Source organism: Hymenobacter metallilatus (genome assembly GCF_003944705.1).
Taxonomy (GTDB): domain Bacteria; phylum Bacteroidota; class Bacteroidia; order Cytophagales; family Hymenobacteraceae; genus Hymenobacter; species Hymenobacter metallilatus.
This window is the reverse complement of record NZ_RWIS01000017.1, coordinates 56,208-76,460: the sequence shown is the minus strand read 5'-3', so window position 1 is coordinate 76,460 and position 20,253 is coordinate 56,208. Positions and strand designations below refer to the sequence as shown.

17 protein-coding genes are annotated in these 20,253 nt (G+C 55.7%); all 17 read right to left on the bottom strand.

Features of this window, described 5'->3' with window-relative positions:
- Positions 1 to 115 precede the first annotated feature (115 nt).
- Entirely contained in the window at positions 116 to 3,856 is a 3,741-nt protein-coding gene (locus EI290_RS20210; protein ID WP_148103653.1) for a sensor histidine kinase, read from the bottom strand.
- Between the two features lie 101 nt (positions 3,857 to 3,957).
- On the bottom strand, positions 3,958 to 4,341 hold the full coding sequence (locus EI290_RS20205) for a DUF983 domain-containing protein (RefSeq protein ID WP_246009018.1): 384 nt from the start codon (positions 4,339 to 4,341) through the stop codon (positions 3,958 to 3,960).
- Positions 4,342 to 4,351: 10 nt separating this feature from the next.
- Positions 4,352 to 4,522, bottom strand: a complete 171-nt coding sequence (locus EI290_RS22525; RefSeq protein WP_185817089.1) for a hypothetical protein — start codon at positions 4,520 to 4,522, stop codon at positions 4,352 to 4,354.
- Between the two features lie 190 nt (positions 4,523 to 4,712).
- Positions 4,713 to 5,267, bottom strand: coding sequence for a DUF420 domain-containing protein (locus EI290_RS20200; RefSeq protein WP_125433453.1), 555 nt, complete (start codon positions 5,265 to 5,267; stop codon positions 4,713 to 4,715).
- Positions 5,254 to 5,919 (bottom strand): SCO family protein, encoded by a 666-nt coding sequence (locus tag EI290_RS20195; RefSeq protein ID WP_125433452.1) that lies wholly within the window; start codon positions 5,917 to 5,919, stop codon positions 5,254 to 5,256. The genes EI290_RS20200 and EI290_RS20195 overlap by 14 nt, the downstream gene beginning before the upstream one ends.
- 3 nt (positions 5,920 to 5,922) lie before the next feature.
- Entirely contained in the window at positions 5,923 to 6,252 is a 330-nt protein-coding gene (locus tag EI290_RS20190) for a cytochrome C oxidase subunit IV family protein (RefSeq protein WP_125433451.1), read from the bottom strand.
- Between the two features lie 100 nt (positions 6,253 to 6,352).
- A complete protein-coding gene (locus EI290_RS20185) occupies positions 6,353 to 7,126 on the bottom strand; it encodes a cytochrome c oxidase subunit 3 (protein ID WP_125433450.1) in 774 nt (257 codons plus the stop codon).
- A gap of 22 nt (positions 7,127 to 7,148) precedes the next feature.
- A complete protein-coding gene (locus EI290_RS20180; RefSeq protein WP_125433449.1) occupies positions 7,149 to 7,736 on the bottom strand; it encodes a cytochrome c oxidase subunit 3 in 588 nt (195 codons plus the stop codon).
- Between the two features lie 111 nt (positions 7,737 to 7,847).
- Positions 7,848 to 8,699, bottom strand: coding sequence for a heme o synthase (cyoE, locus tag EI290_RS20175; protein ID WP_125433448.1), 852 nt, complete (start codon positions 8,697 to 8,699; stop codon positions 7,848 to 7,850).
- A 55-nt stretch (positions 8,700 to 8,754) separates the two neighbouring features.
- On the bottom strand, positions 8,755 to 9,819 hold the full coding sequence (locus EI290_RS20170; RefSeq protein WP_246009017.1) for a COX15/CtaA family protein: 1,065 nt from the start codon (positions 9,817 to 9,819) through the stop codon (positions 8,755 to 8,757).
- A gap of 194 nt (positions 9,820 to 10,013) precedes the next feature.
- Positions 10,014 to 11,873, bottom strand: a complete 1,860-nt coding sequence (locus tag EI290_RS20165; RefSeq protein WP_246009016.1) for a cytochrome c oxidase subunit I — start codon at positions 11,871 to 11,873, stop codon at positions 10,014 to 10,016.
- Between the two features lie 25 nt (positions 11,874 to 11,898).
- A complete protein-coding gene (locus EI290_RS20160; protein WP_125433446.1) occupies positions 11,899 to 12,963 on the bottom strand; it encodes a cytochrome c oxidase subunit II in 1,065 nt (354 codons plus the stop codon).
- 91 nt (positions 12,964 to 13,054) lie between these two features.
- Positions 13,055 to 14,371, bottom strand: coding sequence for a quinol:cytochrome C oxidoreductase (locus EI290_RS20155; protein ID WP_246009015.1), 1,317 nt, complete (start codon positions 14,369 to 14,371; stop codon positions 13,055 to 13,057).
- 9 nt (positions 14,372 to 14,380) lie between these two features.
- A complete protein-coding gene (locus tag EI290_RS20150; protein WP_125433445.1) occupies positions 14,381 to 15,124 on the bottom strand; it encodes a c-type cytochrome in 744 nt (247 codons plus the stop codon).
- Positions 15,124 to 15,648: a DUF3341 domain-containing protein gene (locus tag EI290_RS20145; protein WP_044002828.1), complete on the bottom strand. Its 525-nt coding sequence runs from the start codon at positions 15,646 to 15,648 to the stop codon at positions 15,124 to 15,126. The genes EI290_RS20150 and EI290_RS20145 overlap by 1 nt, the downstream gene beginning before the upstream one ends.
- Entirely contained in the window at positions 15,641 to 17,098 is a 1,458-nt protein-coding gene (gene nrfD / locus EI290_RS20140) for an NrfD/PsrC family molybdoenzyme membrane anchor subunit (RefSeq protein ID WP_246009014.1), read from the bottom strand. Before nrfD ends, EI290_RS20145 begins: the two co-directional genes overlap by 8 nt.
- 78 nt (positions 17,099 to 17,176) lie before the next feature.
- Positions 17,177 to 20,218 (bottom strand): TAT-variant-translocated molybdopterin oxidoreductase, encoded by a 3,042-nt coding sequence (locus tag EI290_RS20135; RefSeq protein WP_125433444.1) that lies wholly within the window; start codon positions 20,216 to 20,218, stop codon positions 17,177 to 17,179.
- Positions 20,219 to 20,253: the final 35 nt, after the last annotated feature.

The window sequence follows — 20,253 nt, the reverse complement described above, 5'->3', positions numbered from 1 at the left end:
GGCCTTTGGTTCGTGTACCAGACAGTACTTATTCTCGGACCACTCCAGCGCCGTTTCTTGAACGCCCCAACCGCCACTTTTAATTTTTAATTCTCAATTTTTAATTCCCTTTCCCCTACCCCGCCAGCGGCAACTCGATAAAAAACTGCGTGCCCTGGCCGGCCTCGGTTTCAAACCAGATGTGGCCCCCGGCGCTTTCGATGCCGCGCCGGGCTACGGCCAACCCGATACCGGAGCCTTTCTCCTTGGTAGTGAAGTTGGGCACGAACACCTTGCTCTGCACGTCCGCGGGAATACCAGTACCATTGTCCCGAATACCGATGCGCACCCGGTCGGTGCCTATTGCTTCCAGGGTGGCGGCTACTTCGGGCATCCGGCCGGCGGGTATAGCCTGGAGGGCGTTGATGAGCAGGTTGTTGAAGGTGCGCACCAGCAAACTTTCATCGGCAAACACCACGTAACGGCCCGCATCGGCATCCGGGGGCAGTTCCAGCCGGATTTCCCCACCCGCCGCGCCGCCCTGGTGCAGCCCCACGCACCGCCGTAAAATCGGGGCCACGTCGAGCCGCTCGGGGCGCATGGCGGGCAGGTTGGTGAAGTTGCTGAACGAAGTGGCAATGTCGGTGAGCACGTCAATCTGGGTGATAAGCGTCTGCGACACCTTGTTCATCAGCTCGTCGAGGTTGGGGCGCTGGTCCTGGATGGCACGCTGCAGGAATTGCAGGCTCAGCTTCATGGGCGTGAGCGGGTTCTTGATTTCGTGGGCCACCTGCCGGGCCATTTCGCGCCAAGCGGCTTCCTTTTCCTGGGTAGCCAGCTCCTGCTTGCTTTCCTCCAGCTTCAGCAGCATCTGGTTGTACTCGCGTACCAGCAGCCCAATCTCATCCTCCGACTCGTAGGCCAGCATTTCGTTCTGGCCCGTCAGGGTGGTTTGCTTGAGCTTTTCGGTGATGAGCTTAAGCGGCTCGGTGAGGATACGGGAAGCAATGAAGGCCAGCAGCAGGAACAGGATGAACATGAGGGTAAACACGTTCAGAATGGTGCTCAGCAGCTCCGTAAGCTTGTTATCCAGGTCTTTCTCGGAGTCGAAAAACGGGATACCCACGTACCCTACCACCGGGCCGCCACCGCCCCGGCGCACAGCGTTAGCCCGCAACGGCAGGTAAAGCGTGTTAAAAAACAGGGAGCCGGCCCGCTCCGTCAGGAGCACCTGCGGCTGCCCATCCTCAGCCAGCGCCGCCACGGCTTGGGGGTTCATCAGGGTGCTGAGCAGGCTGGCCTCAAAGATGAGCGGCTGACTGCTTACCAGCAGCTCCCCTTGAGCGTCGTAGAGGTTGAGGTCGGTTTCGGTGAGGGCGGCTACGTTTTCGGCCAACTCCACCAGTTCGGCACGATTGGCCGACTCGCTGAGCATGGCCCGGTTTTTCAGCAGGTTTTCCTGCACGGCCTGCCCCCGGCGCTGGTACGCCCGGCGCAAATCCCGCTTGTACGAGCTGGTTACCTGACTGGCAATGGCCACGCTCACCACAATCAGGGGCACCAGCACCCCGAAGTTGAGGAACAGCTGAATCTTGGTGCTGAAGTTGGTGCGCAGCAGGGTGCGGTAGCGCCCCTGTACCAGCAGCACCACGCCCATCAGCAGCAGCCAGCAAAAGCTGTAGAGCAGAAACAGGAAGGAGAAATTAGCCAGCCAGTCGGAAAAGGAATACGTGGCCGTCGTCACCACCACCAGCCGCCCCGATTGGTCGGTGCTGCGCACGGCCAGGTGGTGGTAGCCGTTCAGAGCCACGCCGGTAGTATACAGGCGGGAGTCGCGGAACAGACTGGCGGCCAAGCGGTTGATGTAGTCGAAATCTCCCTCGCTGTACACCAGCCGGTCCCGTTCGTAACCGGCGTAGCTAAGCTCGGTGCCCAGGCGGGGCTGGAAGAACTTCTGGTCGATGAGCAGCTCCGGCACCACACTGTTGGTGGTCAGCTTTTTCAGCGTCAGCTCCAGCACAATAGTGCTGGTGCCGTCGGCAGCCTCCGGCGCCGGCACCGCAATGAAATCCACGTAGCGCCGCGAGCTGAAGGCCGTATTGTTGTCGCGCACCAGGTAGAGGTTGGGATGGTCGGTGGCGCGGGCATTCCGCAGCAGGAACTCGCGGGTGGTTTCCAGCGTACCCCCAATAGCCACGCCCCGCCCCTCCGGGTTAAACAGCATTACCCGCACCTCGTACTTATCGAAGTAGTCGCGCAGGTAGAACTTCACCACCTTCTGCCGGATCAGGTCGAGGTTGACGAAGGGGCTGGCCAGCATGGTGCGGAGCACGGGGTCCTTGGCCATTTCCTGGCCGCGCTCCACCAGCAGGTACTCGCCTTGCAAGTCGTTGTCGGTAAGTAAGTTGCCAGCCAGGTTTTGCTTGTTGAGCTGGAGCTGGCGGTTGAAGTGCTCGTACAGGGCCAGGGCCCCCACCGCCGAGCTGATGCCCAGCATCAGAAAGATGAACAGGTATACCTGGTAGGGCAGCACCGCCCCAGCCGATTTTAGCCCCGTCAGGCGCAGAATCAGGAAAAACAATAGGGTAATGCCCAGCAGCGTGCCCTGTACCTGCCCAAAACCCAGCCCCAGCAGCAGAAAGCTCAGAGCGCTCAGGGTCAGCAGCAACACCCCAATCCGACGGGTACCCGGCCGTACAATGGCGCTGAACAGCTGGGCCAGCATGTAAAACCCCACCAGAAAGCTGCCCGTGTGTAGCACAATGGCCAAGCCCAGCACCAGTTTGAAGGGGTTCACCTGAATATCCTGGGTGATGTCCAGAATCAGTTGCGAGTTGCTGAAGCTACTGGTATAAAACTCAAAAAGCACCTCCAGCAACCCGTAGAATACCAGCACTACAACCGCCCCGGCCGCTATTCGGGCCCGCCAGCCCCGCACCCGCTGCATCCGGCGCAGCACCCCATACCAACGGAATAGCAGCAGCCCGTACCAGGCTATTACAGCCAGCAACAGAGCGTTTAGCAGCAAGTCGCCCAGGGAGGGCGACATCCAGGAGGCGGCATACACCCGGGGGTCAAAAAGCTTTACTTCCAGAAAGGAAAAAGGCAGGCCCAGGTACAGAATAAATGCCCGGAAAGCCACCAAAGGCAGAATAACCAATACTACGCCTCGCACTACATGGCCCGCCGCGAACTGTCGGCGGGCCAGTACGGCCCAACCGGCTATGTAGGCCGCCACGCCCAGCAGCAGCAGCAGCAACGGCAGATATTTACCGGTAATAGGATCGGCCTGCAGACTTTGAATGGAAAACAGGTAATTACCCTCGTTGGATACCAGCCGGGGCAGGCCGGTTTCCGGGCCTGGCTTCTCCACCACCAGCCGCACATTCTGCCCCTGAAAGATGCCCTGCCCGTTGCCGTCGCGCAGGTACCGGTTGCTGATGCCGTAGCTGATTTCCAGCGGAATATAGGTAAGCACGGTGTACGGCCCCTCCACGTGGCGCAGCACCAGAAACCGACCAAAGCGGGTTTCCAGCAGCCGCTCGTGGTAGCGTTGCAGGGCCTGCTCCACGTCCGGCCGCACCGTGTGGTCGGACCAGTACACCACCTGCTCACCCCGAAAAATGAACGTGGGGTACGTAGTATGGCTGGTCAGGCTCCGGAAGCTCACCCGGCCCGTCGCCAGCCGCTGCAGCAGGTCCGTCGACTCCCGCTCCCCGGTGAGTTCTGCCTCCATTAGGGCATCCTGCAGTCGGGTGGCGGAGGCGCGCAGCACAAGGTCAGGGTTCTGGCTGTAGTGGTTGCTGAAATATGCTCCCGCAAAGCAGAGCAGGGCCAGTAGCAGCAGCCAAACCGAAGGTAAACGCAGGAATTTCAACAAGACGAACGGCTGGTGAGCCTAGAACACTACAACCTTGATACCAAACAAAAATGCCGCCCTGTGGCGGCATTTCCTAACCCGATCCTGCGGCAGCCGGTTTACTGCCGCACGGAGTAGCGCTTGTCGTAGGTCACTCCACCAAACAGGTACAGCATCAGCGTACGGGAATACCGCAGGCTCAGAGGGGTAAGTACCAGCGCAACAACGGCTACAGCCGTAATATACACCCACGTATCAGGGTCGTGGAGCAGGTGGTACACGGCAAACCCGACTACCAGCATAATAGCCGTGGAAAAGGCAAAGCTGATGTACATGGCTCCCCAGTAAAAACCTGGCTCCGGCTCATACGCCTGCCCGCAGACCGGGCAGGCCGCTGGCATTTCGGTGAAATGTGCCAGACTATGCGCCGGGTGCGTAAACAGAGCGCCCTGGTGGCAGCGGGGACACCGTTGCTGCACAATGCTGAGCAGAGTGGATTCCATACAGAATTGACTACACAGTAGCTTTTTTCTTCTGCTGGCGGCTATGCCGGTACCAGAAGAAGCCCACTGTTCCAATCAATACGTACGGAATAGTCATCAGAAACAGGATTCCTTTGTTCAGCCCCGTAGTATCGTAGCCGTCCTTTTCCTGACGGGATGCCTCGACTTGCGTTTTACACATGGTACACTGAGCCTGCGTTGGCAGAGGCATCACACTGAGTAATAGCACTACTACCAAGGTATAGAAGCTACTACTGGCTATTTTTTTCATCACCTTCATCATGATGTCAGCGTTAGGGTAAGTTAACAGAGTAACTATGCACAAGGCCTCCGGGTTCAGATGCGCCCAATAGATATTCTCGAGGCAGCGCCTAGGTATAGTAAGGCGAAATCATGAAGTACACAATGACGCCCGTAACCGATACGTACAGCCAGATGGGATACGTCCAGCGGGCGATACGGCGGTGCTTGGCGAACTGCTCAGTAAGGGCGAAATACAGCGTAAACAATACCAGCCCTACTGTTACCGCAGCCAGCACAATGTGCGTAACCAGAATGAAGTAATACATGCCTTTGATCAGCCCAGTGCCGCCAAACTTCGTTACAATGCCCTGAGAGTGGTAGGCGACGTAGGAAACCAGGAACAAGGCCCCCAGCAAAAACGCTGTGCCCATCATAGCCCGGTGCTTGGCCACGTCCTTACGCCGGATGAAATAATAGCCCAGCATCAGGCACACAGCCGTCAGGGAGTTGAGGACGGCATTCACGGCGGGCAGCATCTTCACGTTGGCTCCCGGAATGCGGAAGGCACCCGGGAAGAAGTACAGCACCGCCACAGCCAGCGGCACTACAGCGCCCAATACGCCGGCCAGTATTTTGTACTTGGTGAAGCCGGCCGGGTTAACGGTAGAATCAGGGGTGTTCATAGGTGTAGAGCAGAACTCCAATTTCAGTGATAAGGCGGTTCACATCCTTCTCGTCGGTGCCCTCGTAGCGGCCGCGCACTTGCCCGTTGCGGTCCACCAGAAACACCGTTTGGCTGTGTACCAGGGCCGGGCCAGCGCCGGTAGGTGCCGGGAGCCGGAACTCGGTAGTAGCTAACCGGTCCAGGGCCGTTTTGTCGCCGGTCAGGAAAAACCATTTGCCGGCAATGGCCCCATACTCCTCTGCATAGCGGGCCAGCACGGCTACTGAGTCGTGGGCGGGGTCTACGGTAAAAGAAGCCAGGCGCACCCGGGGGTCGTTGCGGAATTTCTCCTGCACCCGCACCAGCTGGCTATTCATGCGCGGGCAGGCACCGGGGCAGGTTGCGAAGAAGAAACTGGCCACATACAGGCCTTTGCTGCGTAGCTCCGTGCCCGTTACTTTCCGCCCCGATTGGGCGGTAAACTGAAATTCACCAATTCGGTGAAAAACAGTATCGCGCTGCCACTTTCCGTCAACCTGCGTGGAGTCCACACGGTCGGGCAGGAAAGTTGGCAGCGCGTAACGGTTGGTTCCAAAGCTTTTCAGAAACAGAAAAGCCAGTACCGGAACGAGCAGAATAAGGCCCAACACCAGAATTTGTTGGGGCCGCATTCGTTAGTACAGGGCGTTATGAATGGCGTTACCTTCCGTAACCAGGGCCACCAGCAGCCAGATCAACAGAGCCATCGGAATCATGATGGACCAGATCAGGCCTTTGGTTTCGTGCTTCAGGTGCATAAACTCAGCCACAATGAAGAACGCCTTGAAGATGGTCAGGATGATAAAGATGGAGTTACGCAGGGTGCCCGCATCCATAAGGAACACGAACACGAACTCCAACGCCGTAATACCTACCAGCACAAAGAAAGTCTTCCAGATCCAGCCCACATTGGGCTTCGGGATTTCGCCAGCGTGGGTTGGCTGGGCAGGAGCGTGATTAGCCATGTCTTAAGAGAGTAACTGCGTGACTGAGTAACTGAGTGGTTTAGCAGAAAGAGGCGAAGCAACCTACGCAGTTGCTCCGCTACTCAGTTACTCTATGGGTTTAAACGAGGTAGAAGAACGTAAACACGAACACCCACACCAAGTCTACAAAGTGCCAGTAGAGGCCGATTTTCTCTACCATCTCATAGTGGCCGCGCTTCTCAAAGGTACCGTTGGTAGTAGCAATGAAGCAGTATACCAGCAAGCAAACTCCCGAGAATACGTGCGTACCGTGGAAACCGGTAATGAAGAAAAACAGGTCAGCAAAAAGTACCGGGCCGTATTGGTTCATGGCCAGGTTCGCCCCGTGAAATACGGTGCCATCATTCATTACGGTACCTTCCTCGGTGCCATGGATAAAGTGGCTCCACTCCCAGGCCTGGGAGCTCAGGAAGGTAGCCCCGAACAAAATCGTCCACAGCAGCCATTTCTGCACGTCCTTTTTGTCCATGCGGTGACCCGCTTCCACGGCCAGCACCATCGTCACGGAGCTGAAGATGAGAATCATCGTCATCAAGGCCACGAACCCCAGCGGTACATCGGAGCCGTGCAGACCGGGAAAGGCATTGAATACCTTATCCGGAATGGGCCACCATTTGGTAGAGAAATGGAACGCCCCGTTCACGGCAGGGTCGTAGGCCGCGTAACGGTGACGGATGAGGCCGTAGGTGGTGAGGAAGGCCGCGAAGGTAAAGGCATCCGACAACAGGAAGAACCACATCATCAGCTTGCCGTAGCTCGCGTTGAAAGGCTCGTTCCCGCCGTCCCAGGTACCGGTGCGCGGCTTATCCAGGGCGGAGTCAGAAATTACCTGCGTCGTGGAAATGGTGGACATAGCGTGCGGGGTTGACGAAAATCTAGTGGTTCAAAAGTAGGAACAAATACAGGTACAACCAAAGCGCGCCCAGGAAGTGCCAGTAAATGGTTACGTTGCCAATGGAGAGCATCTGGCGGGAATGCACCTGATACTGAAAGCTTTTACGTAGCACTTTGAGTAAGAAGATAAGCCCGGTGATAATGTGAAAACCGTGCAGGCCTACCAGTACATACAGAAATGAGCCGGAAGGGTTGGCATCGGTGCCCCCAAAAAATACCCGCTGCTCCACCAGTTGCCCCCACAGCAACCATTGTCCTACTAGGAAAACAATGCCCAACCCGAACGTAACCACCAAAGCTACGCGCACCTGAGCCAGATTATCCTTGCGGGCGGCCAGCCACGCCCACTGCAGCGTGATGGAGCTGACTACAATGAGCAGGGTTGTGTATATAAAACCGGCGGGCAAATCAAATTCCAGCCAGTTGCCCTCGTTGCGGCGTACAATATAGCCGCTGCTCAATCCGGCAAACATCATGAAGATGCTGACAATCATCAGAATAAGCAGAAAGCGAGTGGGATGAATCCCGGTGGCCGGCTGCTTGGTGTTCAATGCTTCGGAAGAATGCATATGGTGAGAAGAAATGAGAAGTAAGACATGAGAAGTGAGCTACTCTGAAAACATGCAAAGGAGAGCTTTTGTCTCATTTTCCATGTCTCATTTCTCACTTCCAACCATTCGTCAGATTTTGTCCAGCACCAAGGCAATCTGCACAATGGGCAGGTACAAAAAGGAGCCGAACATGATGCTCATGGCCGCTTTCTTGCTCACGGTCCGCATCAGGTAGAACGTCTGCATCAGAAACAGCACCCCGCAGATAGCCGCCACCATGGGGTAGGTGGTTCCCGTCATGTGGAAGTAGAAGGGCAGCAGACTTAGCGGAATCAGCACCAGCGTGTAGGTCATAATCTGGAAAGCCGTGCGCAGGTCTTTTTTGCCAGGTGTTGGCAGCATTTTGAAACCAGCCTTTTTGTAGTCGTCATCGAGCACCCAGGCAATAGCCCAGAAGTGCGGAAACTGCCACATAAACTGAATACCGAATAGTATCCAGCCCTGCATACCCAAAAACCCGGTGGCCGCTACCCAGCCAATGAGCGGGGGCAACCCTCCCGGAATTGCCCCCACAGCCACACAAATCGGGGAAATAGTTTTGAGCGGAGTGTATACAAATCCGTACAGAATCAGCGAAACCAACGAAAGCGCTGCCGCCAGCGGATTAAAAAAGTAGGTTAGCAGCCCCAACCCTGCTACACCCAATAGGACTACAAACACCCACGCTTCCTGTGGGCTGATGGTACCCAGCGGCAGCGGCCGGTTGGCCGTGCGCTTCATCTGCCGGTCAAGGTCGATTTCGAAAATCTGGTTGATCGTGTTGGCCGAGCCAGTAACTAGCAGCCCACCCAGCAATACCAGCAGCGCCCGACCCCAGTCCAGCTCACGAGCACCCAGCAGATAGCCAATGGCGCTGGAAAAGGCTACGGTAAGAGCTAGCCGAAATTTGAGTAACTGAAAAAAAGCCCTAGCCTTGCTCATCAACTGCTGAAAACAGATTGCGCGGCGAAAAAGTCCGCCAAACGGGGCCGCAAAGTTACGCAACAACCGCCGGAATAGGCGCCTGCTGCTGCAACTTCGTAGCCTGATGATAGGCCACTACCGCCAGGAACTGGGCCCCGAACAGCAGGGTGGCCAAAGTAAGATGAATCGGTTGTACTGCCGCCGGGAAAGAAAGGTACGCCAATACGACGCCAGCCAGTATTTCTCCCCCAATCAACAGGAGAATGAAGGTTGCCAGCCTATGCAGGCGGCGAATTGGGAGAGCATACAGCCGATATGCTATGTACACGTTCAGCAGCAGCAACACGGCCGAGAAAGTTCGATGAAAACGGAAGGTTCCGCCCAGTTGCGCTACCCAATCGGCCCGGTTAAGGTAATTAGCCGCTGCCGCAATTAAATCAATCTGCTCCCGCACCTGGGTGCCCAGCACAATTTGTCCAAATGTGAGCAGCACTGCCAGGCACAGCCATGTCAGCAGACCCGGTACCGGAGCCACTCGCTCCACCGCCGTAGTGGCATCTCGTTGCGAACGATTTACGGCATAAAGCAGCATGGCCACAATGACCAGAGCCAGCCCCATATGGATAGTTACCATAATGGGCAGCAGGTTAGTAGACACTACCAACGAGCCCAGCCACCCTTGCACGCCAGTCAGCAAAAAAGAGCCAAAGGCCAGCCAGAATACCACTGGGTCGCGCCGCCAGTATGGTAGGGCAAACACCACCGTTCCAAAAACGAACAGCCCAATCAGTGCTCCAACCAACCGGTTGATATACTCTATCCAGGTTTTCACCGGGTTGAAATCGGTTTCAATGTATTGAGTGGGGTGCGCGAAAATTTCGCCGGCTACCTGGTGAAACCCCATTCGCTCTAAGCGCACTGCCAGCTTCTTGTTCTTGGCAACGCGCTCCGCAGTGTAGATTTCCTTGTAGTTGGGTGGCAACTGGCTGATATGGGTGGGTGGCACCCAGGTACCGAAGCATTTCGGCCAGTCAGGACAGCCCATACCGGAACCCGTGCTCCGGACTATCCCACCCACCAGAATCAGAACATACACGGCCGTTACCGTCAGAATACCCACAAAACGAAAACGGCGCACGAATGCAGGAAGTATCATGCCTTACTTGTGTGTGCAGATGAATTATGATATACAAACCGCGCAACTGGCTGTTTGCTTACAAAAAAGAAATCCGGACTGGCCTAACCGGTCCGGATTTCCCTTCAAGGGCGAATGAAAAGCGGGCCGCCGTTGCTACAGCGGCCCGCTTCTAGAAGGCAAATGCCCTAGGGCAGTTATTCCATTTCCTTCTCGTACGGCAGGTTCGACGACTGCGTCTGCGAGTAGGGTACGTTCTGCGGGATGAAATCCTCAGCTGCACCCGGCTTGCTGTAGTCGTAGGGCCAGCGGTGTACGGCCGGAATTTCGCCGGGCCAGTTGCCGTGGCCAAGTACTACCGGCGTGGTCCATTCCAGCGTCGTCGAGTTCCAAGGATTTTCGGTAGCGCGACGGCCACGGAAAATGCTGTAGAAGAAATTGAAGATGAAGATGAACTGCCCGATAAAGGCCACAATAGCGGCTACCGAGATGAACTTGTTCAGATCAGCAAATTGGCTGAACGTGTCGAAACCAGTCCAGGCGTAGTAACGGCGGGGGAATCCGGCAATACCCACGTAGTGCATCGGCAGGAACACCAAGTATACGCCAATAAAGGTCAACCAGAAGTGGATATAACCCAGCTTCTCATCCATCATGCGGCCAAACATCTTGGGGAACCAGTGGTACACCCCGGCCCACAGCCCGAAGAAGGCCGATGAGCCCATTACCAAGTGGAAGTGAGCTACCACGAAGTAGGTGTTATGCATTTGGATGTCCAAGGCAGCATTACCCAACACTATACCCGTCAGACCACCAGCAATAAACAAGGATACAAACCCAATGGAGAACAGCATGGCAGTGGTCAGGCGAATATTACCGCGCCACAGCGTTGCCAACCAGTTAAACGTCTTCACGGCCGAGGGCACGGCAATGATCAGGGTCAGGAACATAAACACCGAACCCAGGAAGGGATTCATGCCAGTCACGAACATGTGGTGAGCCCACACGATGAACGACAGCAGGGAAATCCCCAGCAGGGAGCCAATCATGGCGCGGTAGCCGAAAATAGGCTTACGGGCGTTGGTGGCCAGAATTTCCGACACCATGCCCATTGCTGGCATGATTACAATGTATACCTCAGGGTGGCCCAGGAACCAGAACAGGTGCTGGAACAGAATGGGCGAACCACCGGTGTTCGACAGCGCCTTACCGGCAATGTAGATATCCGAGAGGAAGAAGGAAGTACCAAACGACCGATCGAAAATCAGCAGCAAGGCAGCTGAAAACAGTACCGGGAATGAGAGCAGACCCAGCACCGCCGTCAGGAAGAAGGCCCAGATGGTCAGAGGCAGCTTGCTCATACTCATGCCCTGGGTACGCAGGTTAATCACCGTCGTGATGTAGTTCACCCCACCCAACAGCTGCGAAACAATGAACAGCGCCATCGACACCAGCCACAGCGTCTGGCCCATGCCCGAGCCCGAAATAGCCTGGGGCAGTGCCGACAGCGGCGGATAGATGGTCCAGCCAGCGGCAGCCGGGCCGGTTTCAATGAACAGGGAAGTGAACATTACTACGCTCGACAGGAAGAAAAACCAGTACGAGAGCATGTTCATGAAACCAGAAGCCATGTCACGGGCTCCAATCTGGAGCGGAATCAGGAAGTTGGAGAACGTACCCGACAAACCCGCCGTCAGTACGAAGAACACCATGATGGTGCCGTGCATCGTTACCAGTGCAAGGTAAAATTCGGGGTTCAGTTTCCCACCTTCAATCCACTTGCCCAGGAAGGGCTGCAGCCACTCCAACGTAGCCTCGGGCCAGCCCAGCTGCAGCCGGAAAAGGCTCGACAGCGTACCGCCAATAATAGCCCACAGAATACCCGTAATCAGGAACTGCTTGGCAATTACTTTGTGGTCGGTGCTGAATACGTACTTCTGGAGGAAGTTTTGGTCGTGGTGCTCGTCGTGGTGCAGGTGCTCGTCGTGCGAAATGCCCGGCTCGGTGGTCCCGATGCCGCCCTGCACTTGCGCGTGAGTAGGAAGGTTAGCAGCCATAAGTGAAGCGTGCGATTAGATTAGTTTAGAGCGAAGCCTTGGCAGCGGTAGGAACTACGGCAGCAGCAGCAGCTTCCTTCTCAACCAGTTTGCTCGGCTTCTGTTTGAAGCTAGCCAAAACATCGGGGTTTTGTTCGGAGAAAGACTTTTGTGCCGCGAACCAGTTCACGTAGTCGTCTGGCTCATCTACTACAATGTTCAGCTTCATGGCGAAGTGGCCACGGCCGCAGATCTGGTTACAAGCCAATTCATAATTGAATTTTGGATTGCCCGTCTGAGCACGCATCTCATCGGTAGTCTTGGTAGGCGTAAACCAGAACTTAGTCGGCATTCCTGGCACGGCATACATCTGCACGCGGAAGTGCGGCATGTATACGGCGTGCAACACGTCGCGGGAGCGAATCTTCAGAAGCACCGGGTGCCCCTTAGGCACGTGAATCTCAGGTGCCACGAAGTCATCAATACCATTCTGGTCACTCAGGTCGAAGCCAAACTCGTTAGTGGCATCAATCAGACGGTAATTCACCACACCCAGTTTCTGGTCGCGGCCGGGGTAACGAACCAGCCAGTTAAACTGCTTGCCCATTACTTCCACCACAATGGCATCCTTCGGGGCAGGTCCCGTAATACGGGTCCACTCTTTCCAGCCAGCGAAAACCAGGCCTGCCATTACAACAGCTGGAATTACGGTCCAGATAACTTCTATTTTGTTGTTATGTGGAAAGAAGAAAGCCCGACGGCCATCCTTATGCTGGTATTTGTAGGAGTATACAAACAGCAGAATCTGGGTCAGGGTAAATACAATACCCAGAATGATCATGGTCGTCCAGAACATCCGTTCGGTAGCATGGCCATGAACAGAAGCAATGGGCGGGTTCATCTTATCATAGTTATCGACGAACGACCACGCGAAGGCCGCACCACCAATTACCAGAAAGAGTATGCACAAAATGGCGTTAACGCGGTTGCTCACCCCTACTTCCCGGGTTGAGCTGCCCGAGAAAATAGAGGTCAGGATCTGGAGGCGAAACAGCAGGCCAAACACGACCAACAGCAACACCAGCACCAGAAGAATACCAAGAGTAGTCATTTGGAAAGAATTTAGAAGCTAGGAGCCAGGAGTCAGGAGCTAGGTAGAGGATATTCCCACTCCCAGCTCCTAACTCCTAGCTTCTTTGATTTTAGGTGGTGTGATGAACGCTTTCATCCAGGAATGGATGATGAACGGGCACCAAGGAAGCCTGCGCCAGGCGGTTGGTCATCAGGGTCAGGAAGGCACCCAGGAAAATGAGGGCTACGCCAATCTCAATTATAAACCCGTTTTCCGCCTTCATCGTTCCGGGCATAATGGCCAAATAGAAGTCTGACCAATGGCCTACCAGAATGGCAATGCTTACGATTTTCATCATAATCATCTGACGCTTGGCATCCCGGGTCATCAACACTAGGAAAGGGAAGACGAAGTTGATAAGCAGATTACCAAAGAACATCCAGGTATACTGCCCATCGAAACCACCAAGGCGCTGGTTGAAGTACACCGATTCTTCGGGCAAGTTGGCGTACCAGATCAGCATAAACTGCGAGAACCAAACGTAGGTCCAGAAGATGCTGAAGCCAAACATGAATTTGCCCAAATCGTGCAGATGGCCCTCTTTCACCCAGTGCAGGTAACCAGCCTGCTTCAGCAGAATAGTGCACAGGGTAATAGCAGCCAGGCCCGACACCCACCAGGAGGCGAAGATGTACCAGCCGAACATGGTGGAAAACCAGTGCGTGTCAATCGACATTACCCAGTCCCAGGCGGCAATGGGTGAAGACACTGCGAAAATTACCAGAAACAGCGCGGATACGTTGATGCTTTTGTGGAAGTACTCAGTTCCACCATTCAGGTCTTCAGCCAGTGACAGGTCGCGCAGGCGCTTGGTGAAAAACGCCCACAGTCCCAGAAAAATGATCATCCGGGCGATGTAGAAGGGCAGGTTCAGAAAGCCTGATTTGCCGGCAATGATTTCATCGTAGTTGGCATTGCCTTCCTCCATGATACCAGGCAGCGTCCAGTGAAAAATATCGTGGGTGAAGTAGCTGATGCCAAATACCACCACCATAATCACCAGACCAGGAACCAGCCAGGCACTAAGAGCTTCTGCAATACGCTTAATCAATACCGACCAACCAGCGTAGGCCACGTACTGAATGGCAACGAACACAGTGCCAATAGCGGCTACACCGGTAAAGAACACGTTGCTATGCCACAAGCTTACAATCAGGCGTTTGAGCCAAGGGGCACTGCCATGATGCTCAGCAGCACCGTGGGCGGCACCATGAGCAGCAGCAGCGCCCTCGTGATGTGCGGCCCCGATGCCCATCATGGACATGATGATGCCGATAGCCAGCAGGATGACCCCTGCCACTATTATCAGCATGAATTTTTTGCGGGTACCCGGCGTAACCTCCAGGTATTCAGCCGTAACGCTTTCTTGATGCGTCAGAGTTGCCATAGAAGTCAGTTAAATAGCCGTTCCGTTGTTTGCTTTATCGCCCTGCCCAAGCGTTTCCGAAGCTTTGTCGGAGCCGGCCTTGGTGGGGTTTTCTTTCATTTGACCCGTGGTAGTAGTCGAATCTGCCGTTGGTACATTCGCATTGGCACCACCAGCCTTCACCATGTCAGCCAACCCATCGGGACCTTTGCCTAGTTGCAGAGCGCGCACATACATGGCAATCTTCCAACGCTCCTCTGGGTTAACCTGTGAGCCATGTGGCATCATCCGGTTACGTCCCCATTGAATCACGTGGTAGATATGACCATCGTTCATGGTTTTGTAAGCCCCGGCTGAATAGTTCGGAACACCTTTGAACTTAGCCCCAACCGGACCGTCACCGGCACCGCCCTCACCGTGGCAATGTTGGCAGTTGCGCGAGTACAGAACCTTTCCCTCCTCCAGATTCTCCTTGGTATAAGGAAATGGATTGCGCAGAGTGGTTTCGGCCGTAGCCACATCCTCTTTGGCAATGTGAGTATAGTAGTTGGCTTTGCCCCGCGGAACGGTGCCTACTGCGGGAGTGCGCTCATTGATGCCCATCGGGTTAACCGTGTTGGCATTCACTTGGCGCAAGGGGTCGTACGGAATGGACTCGTACATTTCAGGAGCGTACTCCAGGCCAGGATCATCGGCGCGGTTGCAGGCGGTGGTGAACACCGATGCCAGCAGAACCGCCGACGCTTGCAGAGTTGTTTTCAGCGCGTGCGTCATTAGAACTTAGACATTTCTTTTTGGTTCACCTCCGAAGCACCGTTGTCGCGCAGCAACTGGGTAAGCTTGGTCATGTCAGTGTTTTCGTTCACCTCAATGGCCACTACAAACTTGTCGTCGGTAGAGCGCACGTCCAATACTGGCGTTTTCCAGCGCGGATAGAGTTTGCTGATGGTATAGAAGGTGATTACCATACCGTGGCAGCAGAAGAGCACCGTTAGCTCGAACGATACCGGAATAAAGGCAGGCAGCGCAATATGTGGCTTACCACCAATAATCATTGGCCAGTCGAAGCCCAACGTGTAGATCTGCAGCCACAGGGCAAAGCACAGACCAGTCAGGCCGAAGAAGAAAGCCGCAATGGGCAGACGGGAACGTTCGATGCCGAGGGCATCATCCATTCCGTGGATCGGAAACGGCGTGAAAACTTCGTAGATCTTGACGCCCGCTTCGCGGACGTTTTCAACGGCGTGCAGCAGCACGTCTTCGTCGTCGAAGATGCCGAGGGCGAAGCGCTTAGTCATGCTTATCGTAGTTTACAGAGGCCGAGGCCGGAACCCCGTGAGTGGTGGCAGGCTGATGAACGTGGTGGTGCGGGTCGTGGCCAGTGTAAGTCGGGCCATTATCAACCGTGTATTTCAGGACTGACTTCACTTCTGCCATGTTGATTACCGGGAAGAATTTGGCAAACAGCAGGAACAACGTGAAGAACAGGCCAATGGTACCCACGTAAATACCGATGTCGATAATAGTAGGCGAGAACATGGCCCAGCTCGACGGCAGATAGTCGCGGTGCAACGAGGTTACGATGATTACGAAACGCTCGAACCACATCCCGATGTTTACGATAATTGACAGGACGAACGTCAGCGGGATGCTGTAGCGCACCCGACGGATCCATACCAGCTGTGGGGTAATTACGTTGCAGGTCATCATCGACCAGTAAGCCCACCAGTACGGACCAGTAGCGCGGTTGATGAAGGCATACTGCTCAAACTCAACACCCGAGTACCAGGCAATAAAGAACTCCGTGATGTAAGCCACCCCTACGATAGAGCCGGTTACCATCATGATTTTGTTCATGAGGGCAATGTGTTCCAAAGTAATGTAGTCCTCCAGCTTGAATACCACACGGGTGATGAGCATCAGCGTCAGCACCATGGCAAAGCCGGAGAAGATAGCACCCGCTACGAAGTAGGGAGGGAAGATGGTGGTGTGCCAGCCCGGTACAACCGAGGTAGCAAAGTCCATGGATACAATGGTATGTACCGAGAGTACAAGGGGGGTAGAAACACCGGCCAGAATCAGCGACACGGTTTCGTAGCGGCTCCAGTGCTTGGCCGAGCCTTTCCAGCCGAAGCTTAGCAGCGAGTAGGCAACTTTGGCAATAGGCCCCTTGGCCCGGTCACGAATAGTAGCGAAGTCGGGCACCAGACCCGTGTACCAGAATACCAGTGACACGGTAAAGTAGGTCGAAATAGCAAACACGTCCCACAGCAGCGGGGAGTTAAAGTTTACCCACAGCGACCCAAACGTATTCTGTAGCGGGAATACCCAGTAGGCTAGCCAAGGGCGACCCATGTGCAGTACCGGAAACATAGCGGCGCAGATTACGGCGAAGATGGTCATGGCCTCGGCCGCGCGGTTGATGGAAGTGCGCCACTTCTGACGGAACAGCAGCAATACTGCTGAAATCAGGGTGCCCGCGTGACCAATACCTACCCACCACACGAAGTTGGTGATATCCCAGGCCCAGCCAACGGTTTTATTCAAACCCCACTCCCCGATTCCGTACCACAGGGTACGGTATACCGAGTAGAAGAAGACGCCAAGGAGGAAGAGGGCGACGCTCAGGGCGGCCATCCACCGGATATTCGGGGCGGCTTCTACCTGGCGACACACGTCCTGGGTGACGTCGTGGTACGTTTTCCCCCCGGTAACGAGCGGCTCCCGTACAGGCGATACGTGCTGCATAGTTTTTTGGACTTAAAGGAGTAGTGAGGGAGGGCAATAGCGCAGCGGGCACTCCTGCCCTCCCCCGTGGCTCAGTTTCTAGGCGTTAAACTCCGACGATTCAGTGTTACGAATCTTGGTCAGATAGGTGATGTTCGGCTGCACGTTGATGGCGTCCAGTACGTGGAAGGCACGCTCCCCATCTTCGCGGCGCAGCAGCTGCGAAATCCGCGACTCCGGGTCGCGCATGTCGCCGAATACGATGGCTTGGGTGGGGCAGGACTGGGCGCAGGCGGATACAATCTCGCCATCCTTCGGACGACGCTTCTGCTTCTTAGCTTCCAGTTTACCGAGCTGAATCCGCTGCACGCAGAGGGAGCATTTCTCCATCACGCCGCGGGCCCGTACGGTTACGTCCGGGTTCAGCACCATGCGGCCCAGGTCGGTGAACATGTGGCCGTTTACGGTTTCAAACTTCTCGTTGGTGTAGTACGAGAACCAGTTGAAGCGACGAACCTTGTAGGGGCAGTTATTAGCGCAGTAGCGCGTGCCCACGCACCGGTTGTAAGTCATCTGGTTCAGGCCTTCCGAGCTGTGGGTGGTAGCCAGTACCGGGCACACCGTTTCGCAGGGCGCGTGGTTGCAGTGCTGGCACATCATCGGCTGGAAGATAACCTGCGGGTTTTCGGAGGGGTCTTCCATGGCCGCATAAGTGGCCAGCTTACCTTTCTCCTCAAAGTCCGACTTGTGGGTCGCAGAGCTGTAGTACCGGTCGATTCGCATCCAGTGCATCTCGCGACGGTTGATTACCTCCTGTTTGCCTACTACGGCCACGTTGTTCTCGGCCTGGCAACCTACCACGCACGAGCCGCAGCCAATGCAGGAGTTCAGGTCAATGGCCATGCCCCAGTGGTGGTTCTTGTACTCGTAGTCCTGCCACAGCGAAACCTTATTAGGTTTCTGGGGGCCATCGGGGGTCGAAATCGTTTCGTACTCCGTTACCTCCTTAGGATCTTTGATGTACTGGGCCAGCGTAGCTTCCTGCACCACCGGCTTGCGGTCCATGATGGTGTGATGGGTCTGCGTCTGGGCAATGGGTTCCGTAGTGCCGGTTGCGGCCAGCGTTACGGAGTTGGTGTACAGGATGGCGTCGTTGCGCATCTGCGCCAAGGGCAGGACGTTGGCCCCCCGGTCATTGCCTACTTTACCCGCTTTGGTGCGGCCGTAGCCCAATGCAATACCAATGGTACCGATGGCCTGACCCGGCTGAATCAGTACGGGCAGCTCAACTGATTTACCGTTGGCCGAAACCTTTACCACGTCGCCCTGCTCCCATTTCTGGGCCATGGCGTACGCACGGGGTACGGTTACATAGTTGCCCCAGGTGGCTTTAGTTACTGGGTCGGGCAACTCCTGCAGCCAGGGGTTGTTGGCATCCGTCCCGCTGCCAAGGCCTACTTTCTCATAAATAGCCAACTCAATACCCGAGGGCTTGGGGGCCGACTTGATGGCCGAAATGGCAGCGTTTACGTCGAGAGCCGGCGCCGCCTGGGCGGGAGCAGCCGGAGCGGCGGAACCAAGGGCCACACCGTCATGCACGGCTTTATCCCAGGCTTTGTTGAAGTCACCACCCAAAACACCCTTCCATTGGGTGCGGAGGTAGTTGTAGTACGTAGTAGGGTTGCCGGCCCAGGTCAGGAGCGAATCCTGCGCTTGGCGCGTGGCAAACAGCGGTGTAATAACCGGCTGCGCCAGGCTCAGGTAGCCACGCTTGGGCTCGTAGTCATTCCACGATTCCAGGAAGTGATGGTCAGGAGCAGCGTAGGTGCACAGCTCACCGGTTTCATCCAGCCGGTCGTTCAGGGAAATGGTCGTGCGAACTTTGCCAGCTTTCAGCGCTGCCGCCAGATCGGCCCCCATCGGGTGGTCGAATACGGGGTTAGCGTTGTAGAAGATAACTGCCCCAACTTGTCCTGCACCGATGGCCTTGAGCAAGCTGCTCATTTTGGCATCATCACCCTGCCGGATCATGGAGGGAGCCGCTACATCAACTGCCGCCGAACCCAGCTTCTGGTTTATGGCAGCCACCAGCGTCTGGATGGCCGGATCATTGGAACCTGAAACCACAAGGCCCCGCGAACCAGCTTTCTGGAGCGCAGCCGCGGCGGCAGCAACTTTCTTCGATTTATCAGTATAGGCCGAAGCGCTGCCACCACCCACTACCGCGTTGTACACGGCTAGCACGGCTTCGCCCAATTCCGAGGGCTTTAGCGGCTCGCGCACGTCGGCGTTGGAGCCGGTCAGCGACAGGTTAGTCTCGAACTGATAGTGACGAGACATGCTGCGCTTCTCGCTCGAAACCTTACGGTTGGTTACGTACTGGCGGGCAAACTCCACCGGCGACAACCAAGTACCCAGGAAGTCGGCGTCGAAGCTAACAATGGTATCGGCTTTGCTGAAGTCGTAGGCGGGCAATACCCCCCCGTTGGCGCGCAGCAGGCCCGAGGCCGAATTCACGTCATACATCACATGCTCGGTACCCGCGAAGCGGCCGGCAAATTCAGCAATTACCTTTTTGGTGGAGGGGCTGATGATGGTGTGCGATACAATGGCAATGCGGCCAGCTCCGGCCAAGGCATTGCGCACTTCCTGATCCAGCTGGTCTTTATCAATCTTAGCGCCCTTCTTAGCGAAGTGCTGCAGTCGGCCACCATCGTACAGGCTCAGTACGGCAGCCTGGGCACGGGCCGACAAACCACCGCGGGTGATAGGCGACTCCGGATTACCTTCCAGCTTGATGGGACGACCCTCGCGGGTTTTTACCAATACGCTGTTGTAATCCTGACCGTTGAAGTAGGTAGAAGCGTAAAAGTTGGCAATGCCTGGATCTACCTCTTCTGGCTTGTTGAGGTAGGGAATAGCCTTCTTAATGGGGGTCTCGCAGCTGGCGAGGGTGGCTGCGGCCAAGCCGAAGCCCATGAGCTTAAGGAAGTCGCGGCGCGGGGCCACCGTGGCATCCGAGGTGCCATGGGATTCCTTCACCGGCAGGAAGTCTGCAAACTCAGTGAGTGCATTCTTCACGAACTCCGGCGAGTTCTCCAGTTCCTCAATTCCCTTCCAGTACTTAGGCGACTCTTGCATCGTGTTTTTGGAACTTAGGGTCTTAGAGACTTAGG

Bases quoted from the DNA above. Each gene is read 5' to 3' on its own strand.
- EI290_RS20205 (WP_246009018.1), bottom strand. From the start codon at position 4,341: ATGGAATCCACTCTGCTCAGCATTGTGCAGCAACGGTGTCCCCGCTGC.
- EI290_RS22525 (WP_185817089.1), bottom strand. From the start codon at position 4,522: ATGTGTAAAACGCAAGTCGAGGCATCCCGTCAGGAAAAGGACGGCTAC.
- EI290_RS20200 (WP_125433453.1), bottom strand. From the start codon at position 5,267: ATGAACACCCCTGATTCTACCGTTAACCCGGCCGGCTTCACCAAGTAC.
- EI290_RS20195 (WP_125433452.1), bottom strand. From the start codon at position 5,919: ATGCGGCCCCAACAAATTCTGGTGTTGGGCCTTATTCTGCTCGTTCCG.
- EI290_RS20190 (WP_125433451.1), bottom strand. From the start codon at position 6,252: ATGGCTAATCACGCTCCTGCCCAGCCAACCCACGCTGGCGAAATCCCG.
- EI290_RS20185 (WP_125433450.1), bottom strand. From the start codon at position 7,126: ATGTCCACCATTTCCACGACGCAGGTAATTTCTGACTCCGCCCTGGAT.
- EI290_RS20180 (WP_125433449.1), bottom strand. From the start codon at position 7,736: ATGCATTCTTCCGAAGCATTGAACACCAAGCAGCCGGCCACCGGGATT.
- cyoE (WP_125433448.1), bottom strand. From the start codon at position 8,699: ATGAGCAAGGCTAGGGCTTTTTTTCAGTTACTCAAATTTCGGCTAGCT.
- EI290_RS20165 (WP_246009016.1), bottom strand. From the start codon at position 11,873: ATGGCTGCTAACCTTCCTACTCACGCGCAAGTGCAGGGCGGCATCGGG.
- EI290_RS20160 (WP_125433446.1), bottom strand. From the start codon at position 12,963: ATGACTACTCTTGGTATTCTTCTGGTGCTGGTGTTGCTGTTGGTCGTG.
- EI290_RS20155 (WP_246009015.1), bottom strand. From the start codon at position 14,371: ATGGCAACTCTGACGCATCAAGAAAGCGTTACGGCTGAATACCTGGAG.
- EI290_RS20150 (WP_125433445.1), bottom strand. From the start codon at position 15,124: ATGACGCACGCGCTGAAAACAACTCTGCAAGCGTCGGCGGTTCTGCTG.
- EI290_RS20145 (WP_044002828.1), bottom strand. From the start codon at position 15,648: ATGACTAAGCGCTTCGCCCTCGGCATCTTCGACGACGAAGACGTGCTG.
- nrfD (WP_246009014.1), bottom strand. From the start codon at position 17,098: ATGCAGCACGTATCGCCTGTACGGGAGCCGCTCGTTACCGGGGGGAAA.
- EI290_RS20135 (WP_125433444.1), bottom strand. From the start codon at position 20,218: ATGCAAGAGTCGCCTAAGTACTGGAAGGGAATTGAGGAACTGGAGAAC.